The following is a 22,041-nucleotide window of genomic DNA, read 5'->3' as shown; positions in this document are numbered from 1 at the left end:
AATTGTATTCTTCATCAAATCACACCGGAATTCTGCTTGCCCCGAATGCTTTTAAAGGTAGTCTGGATGCTTTTGAGGTATGTTCGTATCTAGCTGCCAGCTTAGCTGATCCACGTTATACTTTATATCCCTTGCCTGCAGGAGATGGAGGGGACGGAACAGCTGCCATCCTCGCTTATTATCTGAAAGCAACTCCTGTTCAGCTAGAGGCCCAGGATCCTATCGGACGCTTTCATAAAACAACATACTACCGGATTGGAGATCTGGCTCTTATCGAATTGGCCTCTATATGCGGTTTAAAACACTTAAAAGAAAGTGAATACAATGTATATCAGGCCCATACGGCAGGATTAGGGAGAGCGATTAATCATGCACAGGAGAACGGAGTCCGCCGGATATGGCTTTGTGTAGGCGGAAGCGCCAGTATAGACGGCGGTAGCGGAGCCCTGCAAGAAATGGGTTTACAATTGTTTAAATCTTCAGATCATTACTCAAATCATATCCTTGAAATAGAAAGCATTAACCCACATGATTTAAAAGAAAAATTTAAAGATATCGCTTTTACTGTTTTATGTGATGTAGATACCCCCTTGTGCGGTCCCCAAGGAGCCGCCGCCCTATTCGGTCCCCAAAAAGGAGCTTCGGCAAAACAAATATCCCTGCTGGATCAGAAACTGAAAAATTACGCATCTCTCCTGTCCGCCTATTCGACAAAAGAAGTATCGGGTATAAAATACGGAGGAGCTGCCGGAGGAATTGCTGCAGCCTTTGCCGCCTTATTAAATGCCGAATTGGTATCGGGCTCTGCCTACTACCTTCATTATTCCGGTTTCAACAAACTACTGTCCCATTGTGCCTGGGTGATTACAGGGGAAGGACATCTGGACAAACAATCGCTTTACGGAAAAATTCCCGGGGTTATAGCAAAGATATGTAAACAAAATAAAGTAAACCTTCTGGCCGTATGCGGCTCTGCAGAAAGCGGTATCGAAGACTTCAATCGTATCTTTGAGCTCGTTTCCTATGCGCCTTCTACCACCGAAGCAATTCTACATCCAGAACTTTATTTTCCTGCAATCTGTCAGGAAATAAAAAACTACCTCCTCACCTGCCCTCCTTCCTAAAAACTCAATTGTGCCCGTACCGGAAAAACATCCGGACTTTTGAATTTTTAAATCCAAAAACAGAAAGTATTTGTTTTTTTTCTTTGAATTTTGGTTACAATTCACAACTTTTGTAATCAAATTAATTTAATTTTTAAATAACAGCGAAGATATGGCTTATAAAATTTTAGCGATTAATCCGGGGTCTACTTCGACCAAAATAGCAATTTTCGAAGACGACCAGCAAATATTTGTAAAGACAATTCGTCATTCGGCAGAAGAAATTGGAAGTTTTCCCACAATAGCTTCTCAGTTTAGCTATCGTAAAGATATTATTCTTTCCACCTTAAAAGAAGCTGGTATCTCTCTTTCGGATATCCATGCAATCGTTGGCAGAGGCGGGCTTATCAAACCGATTGAGTCCGGTATTTACGAAGTGAATGCTGAAATGATACGGGATCTGAAAGTTCCGGTTATGGGAGAACATGCCTCCAATTTGGGAGGATTGATAGCACAAGATATTGCTCAAAGTTTGGGTAACCGGGCAAAAGCATATATCGCCGACCCGGTAGTAGTAGATGAATTGCAGCCTCTCGCCCGCCTCAGCGGACATCCCCTTTTACCGAGAGTTTCTATTTTCCATGCCCTGAATCAAAAAGCCATTGCCCGTACATACGCTGCAGAAGTAGGGAAAAAATATGAAGATTTAAATCTGGTCATCGCCCACATGGGAGGCGGAGTTTCCGTCAGCGCCCATTGCCAAGGGAAAGTAGTGGATACCAATAACGCTCTGGACGGAGACGGTCCTTTCTCTCCGGAACGCTCCGGGGGACTTCCTACAGGAGGTTTGGTAGAACTATGTTATAGCGGTAAACCGAAAGGGGAAATTAAAAAAATCTTAAAGGGAGAAGGAGGAGTTGTCGCTTACCTGGGGACTAATGATATGCGAATGGTAGAGGAAAAAGCGGCCAGCGACCCCCGGTACGCCCAGATCCAGGAAGGAATGTGTTACCAGATAGCCAAAGAAATTGGATCCATGGCCGCTGTGCTAAAAGGAAAAGTGGATGCCATTCTGCTTACGGGAGGTATTGCTTACGGTAAACCCATTACGGATTATATTACAGATATGGTCCACTTTATCGCCCCTGTCAAAATATATCCCGGGGAAGACGAAATGCGAGCCCTGGCATTAAACGGATTGATGGTCTTAAAAGGACAATTGCAGCCTAAAATATATAAGTAGATTATCCCGCTTAAACATTTAAATATTCAAGTGTAAAGGAATAATAATACTTCGTACCTGATTAACCCTTTTCCTGCGACCGGCAACTTCTTTCCGTCGCAGTTTCGAAAAAAGTTAATCAGGTACATGGCGTTTACCGGATCGACTTCCCAAGAGGATATTTGCCCGATAAAATTTTGTTAATAATGAAGCAAAAATTTTTTTATTCTCTATTATTATCCTACCTTTGCAGCGTATTTGAGAATTGAATTCGTTTGTATTAAAGTTCTTGCCTTCATTTGTATTGTTAAGTAGACTTCTTCCGGCTTTCAAACTCATCTATATTTTTATTAATCAAAATTTTTTAGTGAAATGAACATTTATGTTTCAAATTTGAGTTATGCTGTAAATGACAGCGATTTAAGAGATTTATTCGGAGAATATGGAGAAATCTCTTCAGCAAAAGTAATTATGGATAGAGAAAGCGGCCGGTCCAGAGGTTTTGGATTTGTAGAAATGCCAAGTGATACGGAGGGACAGAAAGCTATTGATGAATTGAATCAGGTGGAATACGACGGTAAAGTTATCAATGTAAATGTAGCTAAACCGAGAACAGACCGTCCGAGAAATAATAATTACAACCGGGGAGGATATCGTTCAGAAAGAAAATATTAATCCTTTCTAAAAGGAAAGAGGAAAGACAAAAATGCCGTATCCTCTTTCCTTTTATTCTGTTTCTATTATTTTATTCAAATTTACATACCAAATATATCCCTTCACCTTTTGATAGCCCATTTCCTTTAAGGCAGAACAATAATAACGAATTTGTCGGATATAACTTTTTTCTTCTTTTATTCCGAATTTATAATCAATAACAAAGACATTGTTTCCGTTTACAAGGACACGATCCGGTCGCAAGCGGGAGCCTAAATGAAAAAGGATATTCCGCTCGTTGACTACTTCGTATTTCGGATCAAACCATTCTTTCACCTCCGGTTTATCTATGTAGGAACGGATTTTCTGACAAAATGCCTCTCTTTCCTTTTTCAATATCAACCCAGCTAAATAAGCTTCCCGAACAGCCTTTTCTATATCTTTGCTATATTTGATCGACTTAAAAATTTCATGTAACAATTTTCCTTCATCTATCGGCAGTAATTGAGGACACTCAGGTGAGGTATAATCTGCGTATTTGTATTTTACGCAAATCCTTTCTTCCGGATCGTAAACCGGATAATTTTCCAGGTTCAAAGGCCTGCTTTCTGCTCCCTTCTCCCTCCCCTTTTCTTTTTCTCCGTATTTGATGTTCATACTTCCCTCCTGGAAAAAAGAAAGATTTTCGTTTTTTTTCAATTTTTCCATTACCCGGTAGATAAAAGCCCCTATATCTGTAAGGGATACACTTCCGTCCTTGTTTATTTTAGGCATATAAGGACGGACATAAAGCTCTTTCTTAGCCCGCGTTAAAGCTACATACAATAAATTAAGATTATCGACATAGGCTTTTAAATGTTCGTCAAAATAATTCTTTTCAAAAATGGTACCTGCTAATTTAGCGGAATAATTCAAGGGAGCATAGTCTAATACGTCAAAACCTTTCTCGTGATTTGTACACCAAATTCTGCGCATAGGCCGGGTGCTATCAAGTTCCCAACTGCAAAAAGGCAGAATGACATATTCAAATTCCAATCCCTTGGATTTGTGGATTGTCAATATACGCACGGCATTCGCCTCCTCCGAAGTCGTCAATACTTTCTTGGATTGTTCTTTTTCCCACCACTCCAGAAAAAAATGGATATTATTGGAATTATTTGCTTCATAGTCAAATACAATATCCTGAAAAGCAATTAGATATGGGATTTCCTCTTTTTTACCTTTCAGGGAAAATTTATCAATTATAGTTTCAACCGTTTCATACAGGGAATAAGACATCCATTTCCCCGAATGAATATCAAAATCCGTATGTAAAAACTGAAAGAGATTCTCCTCTTCTACGGCCTTAAAAATACGGTCCAATTGTTCTTCCGGATGAGGATTTACAAAGGAATGATAAAAAAACAACAGATTTGCCTTATTTATAAAATCGAACGGCTCTATGATATACCGCAATACGGATACCAGAAATTTCACATAAGGAGAAGTCCAGATATACAGGGAATCGTTAGAAATAAAATTTATTGGCTGTAAAGCTGTTTTATTGTATTCTATCAAATGCTGAGCAACGAAAGCCCCCTCTTTACCGCTCCTGACTAAAATGACAATATCCTTAGGCTGGCCTCCCCGTTTCAAAATATCCAAAAGAATACCTACCACAGAATTCATGATAGCTTCCTCACAATTTTCCTCCTTTCTGGAAGGTCCGAAAAAGAAATCCACATATCCTTTACGATGGGTCTGTACTTTCTGTTCCGCCTGATCATAAGCGGCTTCAATAGCCTCGGACCAAGGATTTGCGGCACCTGCGGTTTCGTCATATATACGCTTCAACTCCGTCGAAGCTTCCCGGAAAAATAAATTATTGAAATCTACGATTTCCCGCGCACTCCTCCAATTATTTTGTAACACCACATTCTTCGTACCCAATTGCCGGAACTCTTTTTCCACCCCACCGGCAAGTAAACTCCAATCTCCATTTCTCCAGCGATAAATACTTTGCTTTACATCTCCTACAATTAAAGCTTTATGCCCCTCCGACAAGCAATTGATAACTAAAGGCCGGAAATTTCGCCATTGCATAGAAGAGGTATCCTGAAATTCATCTATCATCAGATGTTTGTAATAATTCCCGACTTTCTCAAACAAAAAAGGCGTATCGTTCCCTTCTATTAAAGTATTGAGAATATAAGTTGTATCGCTCAGCAACATCAGATTCTTCTCTTCGCAATATTCCCTCACTTTCCGGTAAAGGTCATTTAAAATTCCCAACTGATAAAGATTGGCCAATAAATGACGGGCAGAAAGATAATATTTACAACGATCGTCATAGAGTTGTACACAACGCCCCAATAAAGGATTTAGTTTTGAAAAAACAGTTTCAATTTTTTCTTTAACATCAGCTTTACATGTTTTTGTATACCAATACTCTAAATTATCAATACTATCCCGAACTGTCTGAGTCAATTCATCGTATTTTTTCTCCCGGATCTTATAAAAATGAGACACACAGCCTGTTTTGCCATTTCGGAAATCTTTTAATTCCAATTGATTTTGTTCTATAATCTCGATGGCCTCCCGACTGATCTCCTCTAGTTCTTTTTCGTAAGTTCGTACGACATTTTGCAGAAAATTTTGATATGTTTTTAAAAAACTTTTATCATTGAATTTATCCAGAACTTTTTTGTCGAAAAGCATATAATTTTCCTTGAAAAGTTCTTCTCCCAAATCTGCAATTTTAGCTTTAATGCTCCAGGATTTTCCCTCGTCCACATTCGTTTCCATCAACTCGCTGATCCACAAACGCAAATCCCGGTCTTTTTTCAATTGGACCATCATCTTATCCGTCGCTTTAGCTAAGATAAAATCAGTATCTAATTCTACATTATAACCTGGAAATATCCCCAATTCCCGGGTAAAGGATTTGATAATTTTCTGGAAAAAACGATCTATCGTCGTCACCGCAATCCGTCCGTAATCGTGCAATAAAAGCGTCCTCAAAACAGTCGCTCTGTTTTTCAATTGCTCTTCGGTATAACCGAACCTTTGGCATAACAAAGGACCATAACTACTTTTTTCCCCTTCTGCCAAAAGATGAAGTTCTCCGATGATACGGTTTTTCATCTCTTCCGTCGCTTTGTTGGTAAAGGTAACAGCCAGTATATTTTTATACTCCTGGGGAAAAGAAAAGATAATCTTAAAGTATTCCAATGTGAGGGCAAATGTCTTCCCAGAACCCGCTGATGCTTTATATATATTCAATTTCGACATCGTCCGTTATTTTATACTCCTGAAGCTACTGAAAATTATTTCATCTGCTTTTCTATAATTTGCATCTCTTGTATTCTCTTTTTCAGGATTTCGATGTATTCTTCCAAATAAGTCTTGTCTTTGGAAGATATTTTTTCAGCCGAAGCCAGTTTTTGTGCTTTCTGTAAAACTTCCAAAGCAGCAGCAAAGTTCCCTTCATTTTCCGATAACCACGCTAAATTTATATAAGCTTTCAGTGCTGTTCCCGGAGACAGTTGAGTAGCAGCTTCCCAAAGCTTTCTGGCTTCTTCTACATCGTTCTTCTGCAAAAACAAATCTCCTATTTTCAATACTTTCTGTCCGTTATAAATTCTTCGTTTTACAGGATACCAATAAGGCATAATCCGATGAGCATAAGTAAATCCAGTCTCCCAGGCTTTGTCCCGAATATAAGTTACAAAATCGTAATCATCATTTAAAAAAGCGGATAAATCTTCCCCCAGTACCACAAAATCCAAGGGTTTTTCTGCATATCGGGAATACAACCGTATCGTATATTTATTATGCACTTCCAACAAGTCCATGTTTATCGTATAAGAATAAGTCTCTAAAGAAATCAGATAAGCCAACTGATAAGCCTCGCATATTTTTTCCACTTCTCCTTTACTCAAAGGACGAGGTAAAGTATCCCGGGCCGGTAAATAAGTTCTGGTTTTAGCCAAAAGTTCCGGAATAGAATCTCCTTTCTGTATATCTCTATAGGCATCCTGAAGACCGGAAAAAAACAAAAAAGACAATTCTGCGGGAGAAATCCCCTGATAACTATACAAGACAAAGGTCGTATCTGCAGCCCGACTGATCTGACGGTCCAAAAAGCCGATTTTCCCTTCTCGCTCAAGCGTAATTTTAGCCGGAGACAATATTTCCACTTCTAACGTACGATAACTGCTACATGCGCTACATATCCCTATAAAAAAGAGTAGGAAGCTATAAAAAAAACGAATAGAAATTACTTTATACATATTTCTTAAGTTAAAGTTTCTGAGATGTAAAGCTATTCCCGAAATTTTAGTTTGTCCTTAAAATTTTCTCCCTTCAACAACCTCCCTTTAGCAGGATAATAAGAAACAAAGATAATAGTATCTTATAAAAATACTGGAAAGACGAAAAGTCCTGAATTTATTTCCGGACCTGTATACGACAAATTTGAAGAGACTTAAAATACATCGACCCCCTCTTTTTTTAGCGGTGAATATCTCAAAAGCATTCCGATTTACCTCAAAATAGTTTGAAAATCGATGTTATATTCGACTTTTGAGATATTCTCCTCCCTAAATTACATATTCATTCCCCCGCATACATGTATAACCTGCCCGGTAACATACCTGGACAAATCAGAAGCTAGGAACAAGCATACATCAGCAATATCCTCCGGCGTCCCTCCTCTTTTCAACGGAATTTTTGCAGCCCATTCTTTTCGTACTTCTTCCGGTAACTGAGCGGTCATATCGGTTATAATAAAGCCAGGTGCCACCGCATTTGCCCGGATATTACGGGAGCCCAATTCTTTGGCGACACTCTTTGTAAATCCGATAATCCCGGCTTTAGAAGCAGCATAATTGGCCTGGCCCGCATTTCCACTAACCCCTACAACAGAACTCATGCTGATGATAGAACCGGATTTTTGTTTCAGCATCACGGCAGAAACGGTCTTGGTAAAATTGAATACGGATTTTAAGTTTACATTGATCACAGCATCCCATTGTTCTTCCGTCATCCTCATCAATAACGTATCCTTAGTGATACCCGCATTATTCACTAAAATATCGATTCTTCCGAATTCTTTGACAACTTCCTCTACAGTAGCAGCAGTGGCAGCAAAATCAGCAGCGTTTGAGGCATACATTTTCGCTTTCACACCACATTCAGCCAATTCTTTTTCAGTAGCTTGTGCCCCTTCATCATATCGTAAATCTGTGAACGCAATATTAGCACCTTGTTTGGCAAACGCCAATGCCACTGCTTTACCGATTCCTCTGGAGGCCCCTGTAATAAGAGCGGTCTTTCCTTCTAATAACTTCATAAATAACAGTTTTATTTAAACAAAATCAATTAGCTTTTAAACCCGTTTATTGGTTTTTATTCTTTTTTCAAAAGTCAAAGGTAATTAAAAAACGATATTCCCCCAATTTACAATCCCGAATTAATAAATTCTCTCTCCGTTTTTTAACGGATTATTCCTTCCTTGAAAAGTTTTTCCGCTCTCCCTTCTTCCGGGAAAAGAGTTGAAAACTTGTATGTTGTTAAAATATAAATTATTTTTACATGCGATATAGCACAAGATATCAAAACAAAGTTTCTCAATAGTACAGAAAGAATAACTATTCGACCCGCTTATGGAATTAAAGGAAGCAAACCCCAAATTTCAAGATGTATCTATCGCTCCAATGCATACGACAGAACATAGTTTAAATCAAACGATGCTACGTTTATTCGGTTGTCCCCGCTTCCGCAATGCACCTATCGAGCGAAAGAAATCAATTACTATCGCATAGTATTAATAATTAATTATATATAAATGATATGGAAGAGAATATCTTAAACTTCCATAACAAACAGGAACATCCACCAATGCACACAGCAGAATTTAACACATCCTTAACCGAAGAATCTGTCGATTTGTTTATGAATGTATTTTCAAAACCGCCATGGAACGATATCTTCGACTCAAAAAACACTGTAATAGATTTTTTTAATGCATTTATCAGACTACCTAACTTTAAAGGTTATCAATTAATTAATGATAATAATAACATCATTGGAATATCGATTGGTTTTATAAAGCCATGGTTAAAAAACGGCGAACTAAGATATGAGTATTTTCTTGACCAACTATGCATAGACAATGCCTTACAAGGAAAAGGATTAGGAACATATTTTATGAGAGAAATAGAACAGAAACTAAAACTTGAAAATATTAACGATATCATACTAAATACCGGATTATCCTCTCCTGCCTACAAGTTTTATATTAAAATCGGTTTTGAGGACATGAAAGAATATGGATTTTTATCAAAAGAATTATAATGCAATGGAACAACCTACTTTAAACACTCATAACAAACAGGAATATCCACCAATGCATACAGCCGAGCATATTTTAAACCAAACCATGATACGCATATTCGGTTGTGAGCGGTCTCGAAACAACCATATAGAAAGAAAAAAGAGCAAATGCGACTATACTCTAGCCATGGCTCCAACGCTAGAGCAAATTACTGAAATAGAAAAGAGGGTCAATGAAATTATCTCACAAAATCTACCTGTAACTGTTGAGTTTATTTCTCGTAGTGAAGTCCCAGATAATGTAGATTTAAGTAAATTACCAGAAGATGCTAGTCAAACATTGCGCATTGTAAGGATTGGAAATTATGATACTTGTGCCTGTATTGGTTTGCATGTCAATAATACTTCTGAAATAGGTAGATTCAGGATAATTAGTACAGATTTTCAAAATAATACTTTGCGTATCAGATTTAAACTTGATGAGTAATAGTAAAGACATATCAGCAGATACAGGACGTTTACCGTTGAGTATTTCGTTCAACAGGGGTATGGATTACGAAAACGGAGCATTTCGTCTCCGCTTTGAATTAGAAACGGAAAAATAAGTTTATCAAATGATTCAAAACTCCAGAACTTTTGGAAATTCAAGAATAAACCTCCTTAAATTTAAATTTTTTTATATAATTTTGTTTCGCTTTTGTTGAACTCCTCAAAGGAGTAAGAAATCGTTCTTCTTCTCTGTTGTCAATAGAAAATGTTTGTAAAACCGGGAGAAAAAGGCGGAATGACATAACTTAAGCTAAAATCCGTTCAGAACGTACAGGTTGTTCCGGAAAAAGGGAGCAACTTTTCTTTTGAAATTAATATTAAACGCAAGGTATATGGAACTTTTAGAACAAATTAAAGCAAATGCCCAGAAGTACAGTAAAAGAATCGTACTTCCGGAAGGCACGGAAGAACGTACGTTAAAAGCTGCTGAAGTTATTTTATCTGAAGGAATAGCTCAACTTATCTTATTGGGCAAACCGGAAGACATTCTGAAACAAGCAGAAAAATTGGGTTTAAAAAATATCGAAAAAGCCACTCTCATTGATCCAGATTCTCATGCCAAGAAAGAAGTCTATGCAGATTTATTGGTAGAATTACGTAAAAGTAAAGGAATGACCAAGGAGCAGGCATTAAAACTGGTTGTAGATCCGCTCTATTTAGCCACGCTGATGATAAAGAACGGGGATGCTGATGGGGAAGTAGCCGGGGCTATCAATGCGACGGGAGATGTTTTACGACCGGCTTTTCAAATTGTAAAAACGGAACCCGGTATTTCAGTTGTTTCCGGAGCTTTTATGCTATTGACCAATAAACCCGAATTTGGAGAAAACGGCCTGCTGGTAGTTGCCGACTGTGCTGTTCATCCGAATCCGACAGCAGAAGAATTGGCTGAAATTGCCGTGGTTACAGCCCGGACAGCCCGGAATATTGCTAAAATAGAACCCCGGGTAGCCATGTTGAGTTTCTCTACGAAAGGATCTGCCAAAAACGAATTGGTCGATAAAGTCGTAAAAGCGACCGAACTGGCACAGAAAATGGCTCCTAATGTCATGATTGACGGTGAATTACAAGCAGATGCGGCATTAGTACCTTCTGTCGGTAATCTGAAAGCTCCCGGTAGTCCGGTAGCCGGGAAAGCCAACGTACTGATATTCCCCAGTCTGGAAGTCGGAAATATCAGTTATAAACTGGTACAACGCATTGCCGGTATCGAAGCAGTAGGTCCGGTATTACAAGGAATGGCCGCTCCCATCAACGATTTATCCCGGGGATGTTCTGTAAACGATATTATCAATATGGTCGCCATTACGGCTAATCAAGCCGCAGGTTTGACTAAATAATAAATAAACCGGTAGGCCGGAAAAATTTAACTTCCGGCTTTCTCTTATTAATTCTGTAAACATGAATATATTAGTTTTAAATTGCGGAAGTTCTTCCATAAAATATCAATTACTGAATATGGAAGCCCAGCCTGTATTACTGGCCAAAGGTATTGTAGAAAAAATAGGACTTCCGTTGGGAATTTTTACCCATAAACCAGAGGGAAAAGAAAAATACATACTGGAAAAACCGATCCCGGATCATGTCGACGGTATGGATCTTATTCTGAAAGCTCTGACAGATAAAAAATATGGAGTCATTGCTTCATTGGATGAAATATTTGCCGTGGGACACCGTATCGCACACGGAGGAGAATATTTTTCCCACAGTGTTTTAATCGACGAAGAAGTAAAAGCTAAAATTAAAGCTTGCAGTGAAATCGCTCCTTTACACAACCCAGCTCACTTAAAAGGAATCGAAACAATGGAACGATTACTTCCCACTATTCCTCAAGTGGCTGTATTCGATACTTCTTTTCACCAAACACTTCCGCCGAAAGCTTTTATTTACGGCATTCCGTATGAATACTACGAGAATTACAGTGTGAGAAGATACGGTTTTCATGGCACTTCCCACAAATTTGTAGCGGAAAAAGCATGTAAAATATTGGGTTGGGACATCACGGAAAAGAAAATTATCACTTGTCACCTGGGCAACGGGGCTTCTATTACCGCCATCGATAAAGGAAAATCCGTTGATACGTCCATGGGATTTACGCCGGTTGCCGGACTCGTAATGGGAACCCGTTGCGGGGATTTAGATACAGGAGCATTACTCTACATTTGTGACAAAAAAGGATATACGTCTCTCGACGCGGTACGCCTGACAAACAAAGAATCCGGAGTATTCGGAATCTCCGGGGTCTCTTCTGATTTCCGGGAACTGACAAGTGCTGCTGATGCCGGAAATTACAGGGCAGAACTAGCCTTAGATGTATTCTGTTACAATGTAAAAAAATACATTGGAGCTTATGCTGCCGTCTTAAATGGCGTAGACTTAATTATTTTTACCGGAGGAATAGGTGAAAATGATGAAAGGGTGAGGAATTCCGTTTGCACTGGACTAGAATATCTGGGAGTGGAATTCGACGAAGCGGTCAATCTGAAGGCCAGAGGTGTCGACAGAATACTCTCCACTCCTCACTCCAAGACATTCGTTATGACTATCACGACAGATGAAGAACTCGTCATCGCTACCGATACTTTAAATCTGGTAAAATAATCGAAAAGGCTATCTGAAAGAGGTTATTTAAATAACTTTTCGGAGGAAGGCATCCTTTGAATGATTTAATTAATTCCTCGGACCATAAGGATTCCGAGGAATTTTTTGTATGCCGTATTGCTTTTCACATTAGCCTGCTTCATCGCCTTTATCAGCCTCCTATATCCTTCCGGCACGGCATAGTGGTAGCAAAGGATTGCAGACTGCCACCTTCTTGAAATGATAACAGCATCGTTTTTTCGTTTCCATCTGAGAAAAAAGAAATTACTGCGGGGATGCATATGACTGTGTATAAAGGCCTAAATTTTAAAAGATTAATTTTAATTGACTGATAATCAAAATTTGCGATTAATTTTATACTTTCGCACCAATTTATTTATCTAAAACATGAAGCGGAGTCTATATTGTGGTGTTTTTGCCTTCGGGCAGTGGTATTTATTTTTGCTTATCAGCGTTGCGTTTGTGAGAACAGCCCAAGCCCGCGATAATCATATGCCGAATATCAAAAACGACTACCTACTGGTCATCAACACCTATACTTCAGATGCACCGTGGAGCAATGCAATCATCGAACCAGTACAGAAATGGGTTTCTACCGAACGCAATGTTGCAGTCTTTGTCGAACATCTCAATATGCTGATGATTGACAATACCGCAGAATTCGGTGAGCTGGAAAATTCTCTTTTCGGTAAATATGCACATAAGGCTCCCAAAGGCGTGCTGCTGTTGGGGAATTCGACTTTACTATTGAAAGACAAGCTACGGGATTATTGGGGAGACATACCTATAATTCTATGTGCGGAAGAAAATTATTTTGGTCCCGATACGGCTTATATCAACAAAAGTCCGATTCCGAAAGAGGAGCGTGCGCCGATCTCAGCACTTGCGGATGACTACAATCTGACCAGCTTGCAAACCAAAATGTTTCCGCGAAATAATGTAGATTTGCTGCGACAGGTAATCCCCGGACTGAAAGAGATATTGCTTATAGGCGATGGCCGCTATGTCAATCAGCAACTTAATTACGATATGGAACGTTTGATGGCGCAGAAATATCCGGGCCTCAAATATCGTTTTCTTTCAGCAGCGAATATGTCTTTGGAGGAATTAATGTCCCTGCTGGAAACGATTGATGTCACTTCAACGGGAGTCCTTTTCTCCTCGTGGTTCGAAAAGACGAATATCGCTGGAAATTCCATACTCAGCGCCAACTCGTTCCGGGTGATCGCAAACCTTTCAGTCCCGGTATTCGCCCTGAAAAGTGCCGTAATGAATAATAGCGGTATGGTCGGAGGATATTTTTACGATGAACAGGCTTTTCTGGCTCATTTACAGCAAACCATTTTGTCGGTATTAGCAGATACACCTCCACGAAAAATTCCCTTTTATGTACCCACGGAAGCGAAACCTACTTTTAGTTATCCGTCGATGCTGTTGAAAGGATTCTCAGTGGAAGATTTTCCTCAGAACAGCGTATTTATAGATCGCCCTCAGACATTCTTCGAACAGCATAAATTTTCAATTATTCTGGGAGCGAGTTTAATTGCTGTATTACTGATCGCGGTTTTCGCATACTTATACTACCGCCTCCACATTTTGAATGTTCTGAACGAGTCTCAGCGACTTCAGTTTGAAACGACCCGAGAACTAACCAACCTTTTCGACAATATGCCGGTTGCTTATATGAAAGCAAAACTCCTGTACAATGCTGACGGGGAGATCGCCGATATGGAAATAGGCCAAACAAACGAACGTTTTACAATAAATTTCGCCCGTGGCATCGAATCGGACAGCTACCGGGGGAGCGAACTTTTTGGCGCGGATTTAGGTCCATCCTTGCGCCTTGCAAAATTAGCGGAAACTGAAAAAAGAGCTATTACCTACACACAATACTTTTCAGCGTCCGATCTCTATCAGAATGTCGTAATAACCCCGGCCACACAGCAGGGTTATGTAGATGCGTACTACATCGATGCGACGGAATTACATCACGCCCAACAGAAACTCGACGATACGAACCATAAGCTGTCAATGGCACTCGAGGTAGCCAGTATCGTACCTTGGAACTGGGATTTACGCAAACATAAGATTCTCTGTGATGTAAACCGTCCGGTCGAATTGAGTAATGTCGGGCAGCAGGTCGACGAAGAAAAACTGTCGGTTCCGGACATACAATATTTTTCCAAAATACATAAGGAGGATCGGGAACGGGTCGAACAGGCTTATAACGATCTGATCGGAGGACGTACAAACAAAGTGCGCGAAGAGTACCGAGTGGTGTCACACGATCAAAACGGATACAAAATGGATTGGGTTGAAGCACAGGCTGCCGTAGAGAAACGCGATGCCAATGGCAACCCGCTCACATTAGTTGGTTCTTCTCTGATTATCACCCAACGTAAAAAAATGGAACAGGAACTGGTTGATGCACGCGACAAAGCCGAAGAATCGAATCGGCTCAAATCGGCATTTCTGGCCAATATGAGCCATGAGATACGCACACCCCTGAATGCCATCGTCGGTTTTGCCGGCTTACTCAATTCTACGGACGAAAACGAAGAGCGGAACGAGTACGTCAAGATTATCGAGAACAACAACGAACTGTTGCTCCAGCTTATAGGCGATATTCTTGACTTATCGAAAATAGAAGCCGGCACGTTGGAATTTGCTGAAGTGCCGGTAGATGTAAATGCCTTGCTGGAGGAAGTTACCAAATCTCTGCAATTACGAGCCGAAACAAAAAATTTGACGGTCGTATTCAAAGACCGGTTGCCTGAGTGTAGTATTCTGACAGATCGCAACCGTCTGAATCAAGTGCTCATCAACCTCATTACCAATTCCATCAAATTTACCGAGACTGGCGGCATCACAGTAGGCTATACATTACAAAAAGATGGCTTGCTCCGTTTTTACGTAACCGACACCGGATGTGGTATTGCCCCGGAGAAACAAGCCGATATTTTCACTCGTTTCGTCAAGTTGGATAATTTTACACAGGGGACGGGACTAGGGTTGTCTATTTGTAAGACCATCGTAAATCGAATGGGCGGTGAAATCGGTGTGGAGTCCGAACCAGGCAAGGGTTCGACTTTTTGGTTTACGATCCGGAACGTTCCGGCAGAACTGAATAAAAAGCACGTTCAGGAATATACGCTTCAGGCTGTAGCAAAAGACCAAATCACAATTCTCATCGCCGAAGATAACATAAGCAATTTTAAATTATTCGAAACGATTCTCAAAAAAGATTACCGCATTCTTCACGCCTGGAACGGAGAGGAAGCCGTAAACTTATTTAAAGCCCATCGTCCGCATATCGTATTGATGGATGTAAATATGCCCGTAATGGATGGATATGAAGCAACGGCCGAGATACGCAAAATATCGGCGGATGTACCCATACTTGCGGTCACAGCTTATGCTTACGCTTCAGACGAACAGCGTATCCTTAGCCAAGGATTTGACGGATATACCGCCAAGCCTATCAATCCTCATGTGTTACGTTCGAAAATTGTCGATTTGCTCAGCACCAGGTTGTTGTTGTTGTAATCCTTCAGCAGTTCTATGAATGACTTTTTTAATTAAACAGTCCGTTAAAAATATTTTTTGATTTGTAGGAGAAAAATGAGACAGTAAAACAAACTGTCCGGATGCTATATTTCATACCATCCCCTTTTCAATACAAGGGTCTGCTCAGAATGAGAGGTCATATTATTTCGTATAACGATAAAACCCTTTTCCTTATGCGGCGGTATAGCTAATGAATTGACAAAATGTTTCAAAGCCGATACATCCAAAGCATTGTTTCCTATATTTACAGAACGCAGCTTTTTGCATTTACTGACATCCAGATGATGTATATTATTATACTTGCAGAATAAATCTACTAATCCCGGACATCCCCCCAATTCCAGCTGTTCTAAATTATTCCAGGCACAGGATAAATGAAATAATTTTTTATACCGACCGAGTTTCAATTCTTCCAATTGATTATGAGAACAATCCAACTCATACAATTTTTTGCATCCCTGTACATCCAGTTCTTTTAATAAATTTCCTGAACAGTCTATAAATTCCAGTGTAGGACAATAATTTACTTCTAAACGAACAATCCGGCATTTCTTTATGTCCAAATCTACAATATTCTCTCCCTGAACAAGTATACGATATAGCCCCTTTTGCCTATAATAATGTCTGAAACATTCCGCCCGCCTTTTTGTCTCACTCTGCTCTCCATCGCCCCATTCCACTTTAACCCACCCGGCATTTACCCGAAAGGTAATCTCTTCTTTCTCATTTATCTCTATATCCAGATAAATTTCTCCATAAGTCGTACGCTGAAACCATTTTGATTCCTTGATAAAACCCAATATATTCATAAAAGAAACAAGATTAAATAAAGTAGGATTCGAACATACCTCCCTCCTGCTCTATTCCCTTAAAAATAGATGGAATACCTTTTCTTAGATAAATACACAACAAATCCTGTTTTACATTAAATTTACAATTACAAATATATAGAAATAATCATTTAATATTCAATATTTACATAAATATTCTATTTTTTACTATTATGTATATAAGATACAGATATGCTCATTCAGCTTATAAAACATCTCCTATTTAAAAGAAAAGAATCATAAAAGAGGGATTTCTTCTTGACGGGGGAAAAAATTTTTATTAAAACTTTTGAACGACAGGCTGTATAATCCTTATAGATCAGCCAAAAATATCTCTCCTTCCTCAAAAGGCCGGGAACAAAAAACCGGAATAAAAATTATTTTATTCCGGTTTTCTTTATTCCATATTTGCCAATAGCTGACAATACAGTTTTATAGCGTATATTCTAAATTTCTATCATTGCAAGAAATCGATATCCCCGCTCTTTGTAGTAACTACATAGCGGTTACTTTCCAGAATCAATGTTCCTTTACCGCTCCTATTGTACATCACGGCAACAGCGATTTGTACTTCATCGTTGTCCTGCAGAGAATAACCTGTTGTACGGCTTACGACCTCTTTCAAGTTGTAAGATCCTGAAGTAACGACTGTGTTATAAGGATCCCATTTTACGTAGTAATTATTATAACGGTTAAATCCCCCGCTGCTTGCCATTTCCTTTGTCCGGACGCAAAACATCAGACAATACTCTGTGGCGTTTGCCACAGTTTCCCATTTTGCATGGATAATTCCCGATTCGAAATAAAAACTCTTTAAATTCAATTCTCCCAAGCTCTTGTCAATCGTAAACGTCTGTTTTTGAGTAGCAATCTCCCCTTCCAGATTTGTTGCCCAGATCTCATACGTTCCATTGGGAATTTGTGACTGATAGAGGAGCGGAGTTTCCCATACATTAGCTGCTTTTTTAACATAAGAACAATTCGGATTTTCCGTACATTCCAATTTTGCACTTGCAATTTCCTGAGAAGAAAAACTGTATATATAAGGAGCATACACAGGAGTTCCTTCTTCGAATTTTTGGAGCACATATCCGCCGGTACTAATCGTAAAAGTAACATGATTGTCGGATTTCAGACATCCGCTCACCAAAAAAGGTAAAGCTGCTACTAACAGCCCATACCAACCATTTTTTAAAGTTTTCATACTCATTGTTGTTTTTATTTTCCCATTTTAAACTTGCGAATATCTGTATTTTTTTTCAGAGCTACAAGAAAAAAGATTTTTATGTAACTTTTTATACACAAAGAAGGTACAATCTACAGAATTTAAACAGGATTTTAAACATTTATTTTATTTTCAATAATGAAAAAACTGCTTTTACTCCTTACCGTTCTTTTTTGGTTAACCACCGGTTTTGCTCAACATTTAAGTTTTCAATCTTCCAAGGTGGATTCTCTGGACGCTAAAACTTTATTCGAACGCATTACTAAAATTGAAAAGAAAACAGAAAAATTGAATGTATTTTTAAATACACAAGGAAGTTTCAATGTGTATCCTAAAGGAAATAGCACGGAACAGGCTACTTTTAAAATGAATCAGCTTCGGCTGGAAATTAAAGGTAACATCAATCCCTGGATTTTTTACCGTTATCGACAGCGCCTAAACCGAAGCAATAATCCCGAATCTTTGGATAATTTACCTCATTCCATCGACTATGCTGCCATCGGATTTCAAATTACAGAGAAATTTTCCATTTTTGCCGGTAAAGAATCAGTCGTTTTCGGAGGGATGGAGTTCGACTTGAATCCGATAGAAGTTTACGAATATTGCGATTTACTAGCTAATATGCATAGTTTTCAAATGGGAGTAGATTTTTCGTATTGGCTTACAGAGAACCACGAGCTTCAATTTCAAGTCGTAAACTCCCGTAACGGTTCTTTTGAAGATATGTTCGGGAAAACAGACTCTACTGTTAAAGCGGCTAAAACCCCTTTAGGATACACACTGAATTGGAACGGAAGTTTTTGGGAAAATACAATACGGACCCGTTGGTCTGTCTCCGTATTTCACGATGCGACCCATAAGAATATGTATTACTATGCCCTCGGGACAGAATTAAATCTGCACCGTTTTCATATGTATTTCGATTTTATGTTATCGAAAGAAGAATTAGACAGGAAAGGCATTATCTCCAGGCTAGCCTATGCTGCCGGTTTTACCAACAGGGCGGAAGACGTCCGCTATATGGCTTTAGTCGCCCATTTCAATTACCGAATTCTTCCCAAACTGAATCTGTTCTTCAAAGGAATGTACGAAACAGCTTCCGTCACCCATACCAACGAAGAGTATTCAAAGGGGAAATATAGTACTTCCTGGGGATATATCGGAGGGATAGAATATTATCCTATGCGGGAAAATTTACATTTTTTTCTGACTTACGTAGGACGTTCGTATGATTATACCCAATGTGCCCGAAATTTCGGAGCCTCCAATACAAATCCCCAACGTATTTCTGCCGGTATTATTTATCAGATTCCTATATTTTAAATAATTTTTAAGTGAGAATTTTGAATTTTAGCACATCGAATAAACAGATGACGCTGAAGTAATCCTGTCATCTTATATTCAAAAGTGTGGGATATTCCTGAGATTTACCAGCAAAAAGGGAAGTTATACGAAATCCCGTCCCCCTCCCTCAATTAAATTATTTTTTGTGCCACAGAATTGGGGTAAATCCGGTCAGTAAGTATTACTTTTGTACCCATCAATCTATGGACACAATGAAATCTACGCATTCTGCTGCCAAACGCTTGGAATCCTTGGACGCACTACGCGGATTCGATCTATTTTTTCTGGTTGCCTTAGGTCCGCTAATGAATTCACTGGCCCGAGCAGCCGATGCGGAATGGTTCAATAATTGGATGGGGATATTTAATCACGTCTCCTGGGAAGGATTCTCTCCTTGGGATTTGATTATGCCGTTGTTCTTGTTTATGTCGGGTATTTCCATGCCATTTGCCCTGGCCCGCTATAAATCCATGCCGGACAAAAGGCCGTTGCTGCGCCGTTTGGGTAAACGCATTCTATTGCTGTGGATTTTCGGTATGATCTGTCAGGGAAATTTACTGGGATTGAATCCAGATAAGATCTATCTCTATTCGAATACCTTGCAAGCCATTGCTGCCGGATATCTGATAACAGCTCTTCTCTTTCTCTTTACCCGCCGCCGGACACAATTAATCACCGCTGTACTGCTGTTACTGATATATTGGGCAGCCATGCAATTTATCCAGGTCGATGGTTACGGGGGCGGCAATTATACTCCTCAAGGCAACTTGGCCGAGTGGATAGATAAGGTGGTATTGGGACGTTTCCGCGACACGGCACAGCTCGTTGATGGAAAAGTAGTTGTAGCGGAATGGTATCACTATACCTGGATTTTAAGCAGCCTGAATTTCGGAGTCACTGTGTTGACAGGACTCTTTGCCGGCTACATCGCCAAGGACAAAATAGAGGAGAAACGTAAATTGAAGCTCTATTTCGGGATAGGTGCTACTATGGTGACTATAGGCTGGTTATGGAACTTTCAAATGCCGGTTATCAAGACTATTTGGACCAGCTCAATGGTATTGGTTAGCAGTGGATACTGCTTTCTATTGATGGGGCTTTTCTATTATTGGATCGACTACAAGGGGCATCGTTCGGGCATCACTTGGTTGAAAGTATATGGAATGAATTCCATCCTGGCTTATATGCTGGCAAATGTGATAGACTTCAGATGTATAGGTCAATCTTTACTATACGGCCTGCAACCCTATATGGGAAGTTATTACTCCTTCTTGATAACATTATGGAATGTAGCTGCGATTTACGTAATTTTGTGGATGATGTACAAGAGAGGGATCTTTTTGAAAGTATAAGTTTTTTCGATCTTTGAAGTTGTTTTTTATCTGTAGAAAGGACAAATTTTATACCCGGGATTTTTTAAACACATTTACCCTCTTAGAATAACGCTAGAGGGTTTAACTCTCTTTAGAAACTGTCTTTATTTAACAAAATTATTTATCAGCATCTTTAAGAACATTTACGTTGGCAAAGACCGGCTTTTTCACGATCAGAGAATTTTAGCAAGCTTAACAAAAATATAACGCGTTAATTTCAAAGTTGGGAACCGGATCAGCCGGGGCTCAATTATTTCGGCTTATGGGAAATAGATTTTTTAATCCATTCTCCGGCCCCTAATCGGCATATCCCCCTAAAATTAACGCGTTATCAATTATTTTTACAGATTTCTCACCGTAAACCTGTGCAGAATAGTCTTTTCAGTAATTTCTTTTTTCCCTTATTGCGGAATACTAGATTCTTCGTTTACTTTTATTTTAATATATAAAGGTTCACTTTCCAGCATTAAAGTACCTTGTTCCCCTTCACGACCTGCTACAACAGCTATCTTTAAAGGAGTTCCTGCTATAAGTTCCATACCATCTAAGCATATTTCCCCTCTCGTTACCCCTTGCTCGTCTTTGTCGTGCCAGTAAATGTACCTGTTATTAACCCGGTAATAATTACTTTGCGAAGATTGTAGTGAATACATCATATAATAAGCGTTCGCATTCTCTACAGGCAACCATTTAGCTTTTACTGTATTTGTCGCAGCATTGTATTCAAAACTTTCTACAACCAATTTTCCTAAAGGCTTATCTATTCGAATAGAAGGATTATGAGAAGCTACTTGTCCTTGGCTGTTGGCAGCAGTAATCCGATAGACACCTTGCGGCAGAGTCGTACTGAACTCACTGTCTGCTAATTTTGTCTCGTAAGCATTAATGCCCGTTTTTACCATACTCATAGAAGTCGGACCGTTGACTTCAGCAGAAGCTAAATCCCCGATCGGATTGTAGATGCCGATATAGGTAGCAAACTTCGCTTCTGTTACTCCGTCTACCTCGTTGTTTTTTTGCAAAACGTAAATGTCCACATTATAATCAAAGGGATCATCTTTCGACTTCAGACAACCACTTACGAAAAAAGGGAGCACGACCACGACCCATAAATTCTTTAAATACATTAATCTTTTCATTCCTAATTGTTTTAAAATTAAAATTTTTCCCAATTTTTATCGTTTGCGAAGATCAGCATTTTTTTTGAATCTTGCAAGAGAAACATTCTTAGGACATTACATTTTCAGCTATTCCTTTG

17 protein-coding genes are annotated in these 22,041 nt (G+C 39.3%); 11 read left to right on the top strand and 6 right to left on the bottom strand.

What is annotated here, in order from left to right; all coding sequences use genetic code 11:
• Positions 1-2 precede the first annotated feature (2 nt).
• The 3 genes from HMPREF9449_RS04465 to HMPREF9449_RS04455 all read left to right on the top strand — a co-directional run bounded on the left by HMPREF9449_RS04465 (position 3) and on the right by HMPREF9449_RS04455 (position 3,000).
• Positions 3-1,124: a glycerate kinase family protein gene (locus tag HMPREF9449_RS04465; protein WP_009136044.1), complete on the top strand. Its 1,122-nt coding sequence runs from the start codon at positions 3-5 to the stop codon at positions 1,122-1,124.
• Positions 1,125-1,275: 151 nt separating this feature from the next.
• Positions 1,276-2,346: a butyrate kinase gene (buk, locus tag HMPREF9449_RS04460; protein ID WP_009136043.1), complete on the top strand. Its 1,071-nt coding sequence runs from the start codon at positions 1,276-1,278 to the stop codon at positions 2,344-2,346.
• Positions 2,347-2,697: 351 nt separating this feature from the next.
• Positions 2,698-3,000, top strand: coding sequence for an RNA recognition motif domain-containing protein (locus HMPREF9449_RS04455; protein ID WP_009136041.1), 303 nt, complete (start codon positions 2,698-2,700; stop codon positions 2,998-3,000).
• Between the two features lie 51 nt (positions 3,001-3,051).
• Here the strand turns inward: HMPREF9449_RS04455 and HMPREF9449_RS04450 are convergent, their stop codons facing one another.
• The 3 genes from HMPREF9449_RS04450 to fabG all read right to left on the bottom strand — a co-directional run bounded on the left by HMPREF9449_RS04450 (position 3,052) and on the right by fabG (position 8,311).
• Positions 3,052-6,249 (bottom strand): UvrD-helicase domain-containing protein, encoded by a 3,198-nt coding sequence (locus HMPREF9449_RS04450; protein ID WP_009136040.1) that lies wholly within the window; start codon positions 6,247-6,249, stop codon positions 3,052-3,054.
• A 35-nt stretch (positions 6,250-6,284) separates the two neighbouring features.
• Positions 6,285-7,250, bottom strand: coding sequence for a DUF6340 family protein (locus HMPREF9449_RS04445; RefSeq protein WP_009136039.1), 966 nt, complete (start codon positions 7,248-7,250; stop codon positions 6,285-6,287).
• Between the two features lie 314 nt (positions 7,251-7,564).
• The gene (fabG, locus tag HMPREF9449_RS04440; protein ID WP_009136038.1) at positions 7,565-8,311 is read right to left on the bottom strand and encodes a 3-oxoacyl-[acyl-carrier-protein] reductase; all 747 of its coding nucleotides are present in this window, start codon (positions 8,309-8,311) and stop codon (positions 7,565-7,567) included.
• A 500-nt stretch (positions 8,312-8,811) separates the two neighbouring features.
• Between fabG and HMPREF9449_RS04435 the strand changes: the two genes are divergently transcribed.
• From HMPREF9449_RS04435 to HMPREF9449_RS04410, 6 genes are all read left to right on the top strand, one after another.
• Positions 8,812-9,315: a GNAT family N-acetyltransferase gene (locus HMPREF9449_RS04435; protein ID WP_009136036.1), complete on the top strand. Its 504-nt coding sequence runs from the start codon at positions 8,812-8,814 to the stop codon at positions 9,313-9,315.
• A gap of 4 nt (positions 9,316-9,319) precedes the next feature.
• On the top strand, positions 9,320-9,781 hold the full coding sequence (locus tag HMPREF9449_RS04430; protein WP_040611630.1) for an alanyl-tRNA editing protein: 462 nt from the start codon (positions 9,320-9,322) through the stop codon (positions 9,779-9,781).
• Positions 9,774-9,899 (top strand): hypothetical protein, encoded by a 126-nt coding sequence (locus HMPREF9449_RS16905; protein ID WP_009136034.1) that lies wholly within the window; start codon positions 9,774-9,776, stop codon positions 9,897-9,899. Before HMPREF9449_RS04430 ends, HMPREF9449_RS16905 begins: the two co-directional genes overlap by 8 nt.
• 276 nt (positions 9,900-10,175) lie before the next feature.
• Positions 10,176-11,183 carry a phosphate acetyltransferase gene (gene pta, locus HMPREF9449_RS04425; RefSeq protein WP_009136033.1) on the top strand — a complete coding sequence of 336 codons (1,008 nt, stop codon included), beginning with the start codon at positions 10,176-10,178 and terminating at the stop codon, positions 11,181-11,183.
• Positions 11,184-11,244: 61 nt separating this feature from the next.
• A complete protein-coding gene (locus HMPREF9449_RS04420) occupies positions 11,245-12,444 on the top strand; it encodes an acetate/propionate family kinase (RefSeq protein ID WP_009136032.1) in 1,200 nt (399 codons plus the stop codon).
• Positions 12,445-12,831: 387 nt separating this feature from the next.
• Positions 12,832-15,990, top strand: a complete 3,159-nt coding sequence (locus HMPREF9449_RS04410; protein WP_009136031.1) for an ATP-binding protein — start codon at positions 12,832-12,834, stop codon at positions 15,988-15,990.
• A 104-nt stretch (positions 15,991-16,094) separates the two neighbouring features.
• On the opposite strand, the gene HMPREF9449_RS04405 is transcribed toward HMPREF9449_RS04410, so the two are convergent.
• Positions 16,095-16,820, bottom strand: a complete 726-nt coding sequence (locus HMPREF9449_RS04405) for a leucine-rich repeat domain-containing protein (protein WP_009136030.1) — start codon at positions 16,818-16,820, stop codon at positions 16,095-16,097.
• A gap of 478 nt (positions 16,821-17,298) precedes the next feature.
• On the bottom strand, positions 17,299-18,045 hold the full coding sequence (locus tag HMPREF9449_RS04400) for a hypothetical protein (RefSeq protein ID WP_147640019.1): 747 nt from the start codon (positions 18,043-18,045) through the stop codon (positions 17,299-17,301).
• Positions 18,046-18,204: 159 nt separating this feature from the next.
• On the opposite strand from HMPREF9449_RS04400, the gene HMPREF9449_RS04395 reads away from it, so the two are divergent.
• Both HMPREF9449_RS04395 and HMPREF9449_RS04390 read left to right on the top strand, forming a co-directional pair.
• The gene (locus tag HMPREF9449_RS04395) at positions 18,205-19,389 is read left to right on the top strand and encodes a porin (RefSeq protein ID WP_009136028.1); all 1,185 of its coding nucleotides are present in this window, start codon (positions 18,205-18,207) and stop codon (positions 19,387-19,389) included.
• 233 nt (positions 19,390-19,622) lie between these two features.
• Positions 19,623-20,762, top strand: coding sequence for an acyltransferase family protein (locus HMPREF9449_RS04390; RefSeq protein WP_040611211.1), 1,140 nt, complete (start codon positions 19,623-19,625; stop codon positions 20,760-20,762).
• 422 nt (positions 20,763-21,184) lie between these two features.
• Here HMPREF9449_RS04390 and HMPREF9449_RS04385 read toward each other — a convergent pair whose 3' ends face one another.
• Positions 21,185-21,922, bottom strand: coding sequence for a hypothetical protein (locus HMPREF9449_RS04385; protein WP_009136026.1), 738 nt, complete (start codon positions 21,920-21,922; stop codon positions 21,185-21,187).
• Between the last annotated feature and the right edge of the window lie 119 nt (positions 21,923-22,041).

The sequence above is a fragment of the Odoribacter laneus YIT 12061 genome, assembly GCF_000243215.1.
GTDB lineage: Bacteria > Bacteroidota > Bacteroidia > Bacteroidales > Marinifilaceae > Culturomica > Culturomica lanea.
Note: the sequence above shows the minus strand (reverse complement) of the source record. Positions and strands in the feature narration are given on the sequence as shown.

Bases quoted from the DNA above. Each gene is read 5' to 3' on its own strand.
- HMPREF9449_RS04455 (WP_009136041.1), top strand. From the start codon at position 2,698: ATGAACATTTATGTTTCAAATTTGAGTTATGCTGTAAATGACAGCGAT.
- fabG (WP_009136038.1), bottom strand. From the start codon at position 8,311: ATGAAGTTATTAGAAGGAAAGACCGCTCTTATTACAGGGGCCTCCAGA.
- HMPREF9449_RS16905 (WP_009136034.1), top strand. From the start codon at position 9,774: ATGAGTAATAGTAAAGACATATCAGCAGATACAGGACGTTTACCGTTG.
- HMPREF9449_RS04395 (WP_009136028.1), top strand. From the start codon at position 18,205: ATGAAAAAACTGCTTTTACTCCTTACCGTTCTTTTTTGGTTAACCACC.
- buk (WP_009136043.1), top strand. From the start codon at position 1,276: ATGGCTTATAAAATTTTAGCGATTAATCCGGGGTCTACTTCGACCAAA.
- HMPREF9449_RS04430 (WP_040611630.1), top strand. From the start codon at position 9,320: ATGGAACAACCTACTTTAAACACTCATAACAAACAGGAATATCCACCA.
- HMPREF9449_RS04410 (WP_009136031.1), top strand. From the start codon at position 12,832: ATGAAGCGGAGTCTATATTGTGGTGTTTTTGCCTTCGGGCAGTGGTAT.
- HMPREF9449_RS04390 (WP_040611211.1), top strand. From the start codon at position 19,623: ATGAAATCTACGCATTCTGCTGCCAAACGCTTGGAATCCTTGGACGCA.
- HMPREF9449_RS04385 (WP_009136026.1), bottom strand. From the start codon at position 21,922: ATGAAAAGATTAATGTATTTAAAGAATTTATGGGTCGTGGTCGTGCTC.
- HMPREF9449_RS04435 (WP_009136036.1), top strand. From the start codon at position 8,812: ATGGAAGAGAATATCTTAAACTTCCATAACAAACAGGAACATCCACCA.
- HMPREF9449_RS04450 (WP_009136040.1), bottom strand. From the start codon at position 6,249: ATGTCGAAATTGAATATATATAAAGCATCAGCGGGTTCTGGGAAGACA.
- HMPREF9449_RS04400 (WP_147640019.1), bottom strand. From the start codon at position 18,045: ATGAAAACTTTAAAAAATGGTTGGTATGGGCTGTTAGTAGCAGCTTTA.
- HMPREF9449_RS04405 (WP_009136030.1), bottom strand. From the start codon at position 16,820: ATGAATATATTGGGTTTTATCAAGGAATCAAAATGGTTTCAGCGTACG.
- HMPREF9449_RS04420 (WP_009136032.1), top strand. From the start codon at position 11,245: ATGAATATATTAGTTTTAAATTGCGGAAGTTCTTCCATAAAATATCAA.
- pta (WP_009136033.1), top strand. From the start codon at position 10,176: ATGGAACTTTTAGAACAAATTAAAGCAAATGCCCAGAAGTACAGTAAA.
- HMPREF9449_RS04445 (WP_009136039.1), bottom strand. From the start codon at position 7,250: ATGTATAAAGTAATTTCTATTCGTTTTTTTTATAGCTTCCTACTCTTT.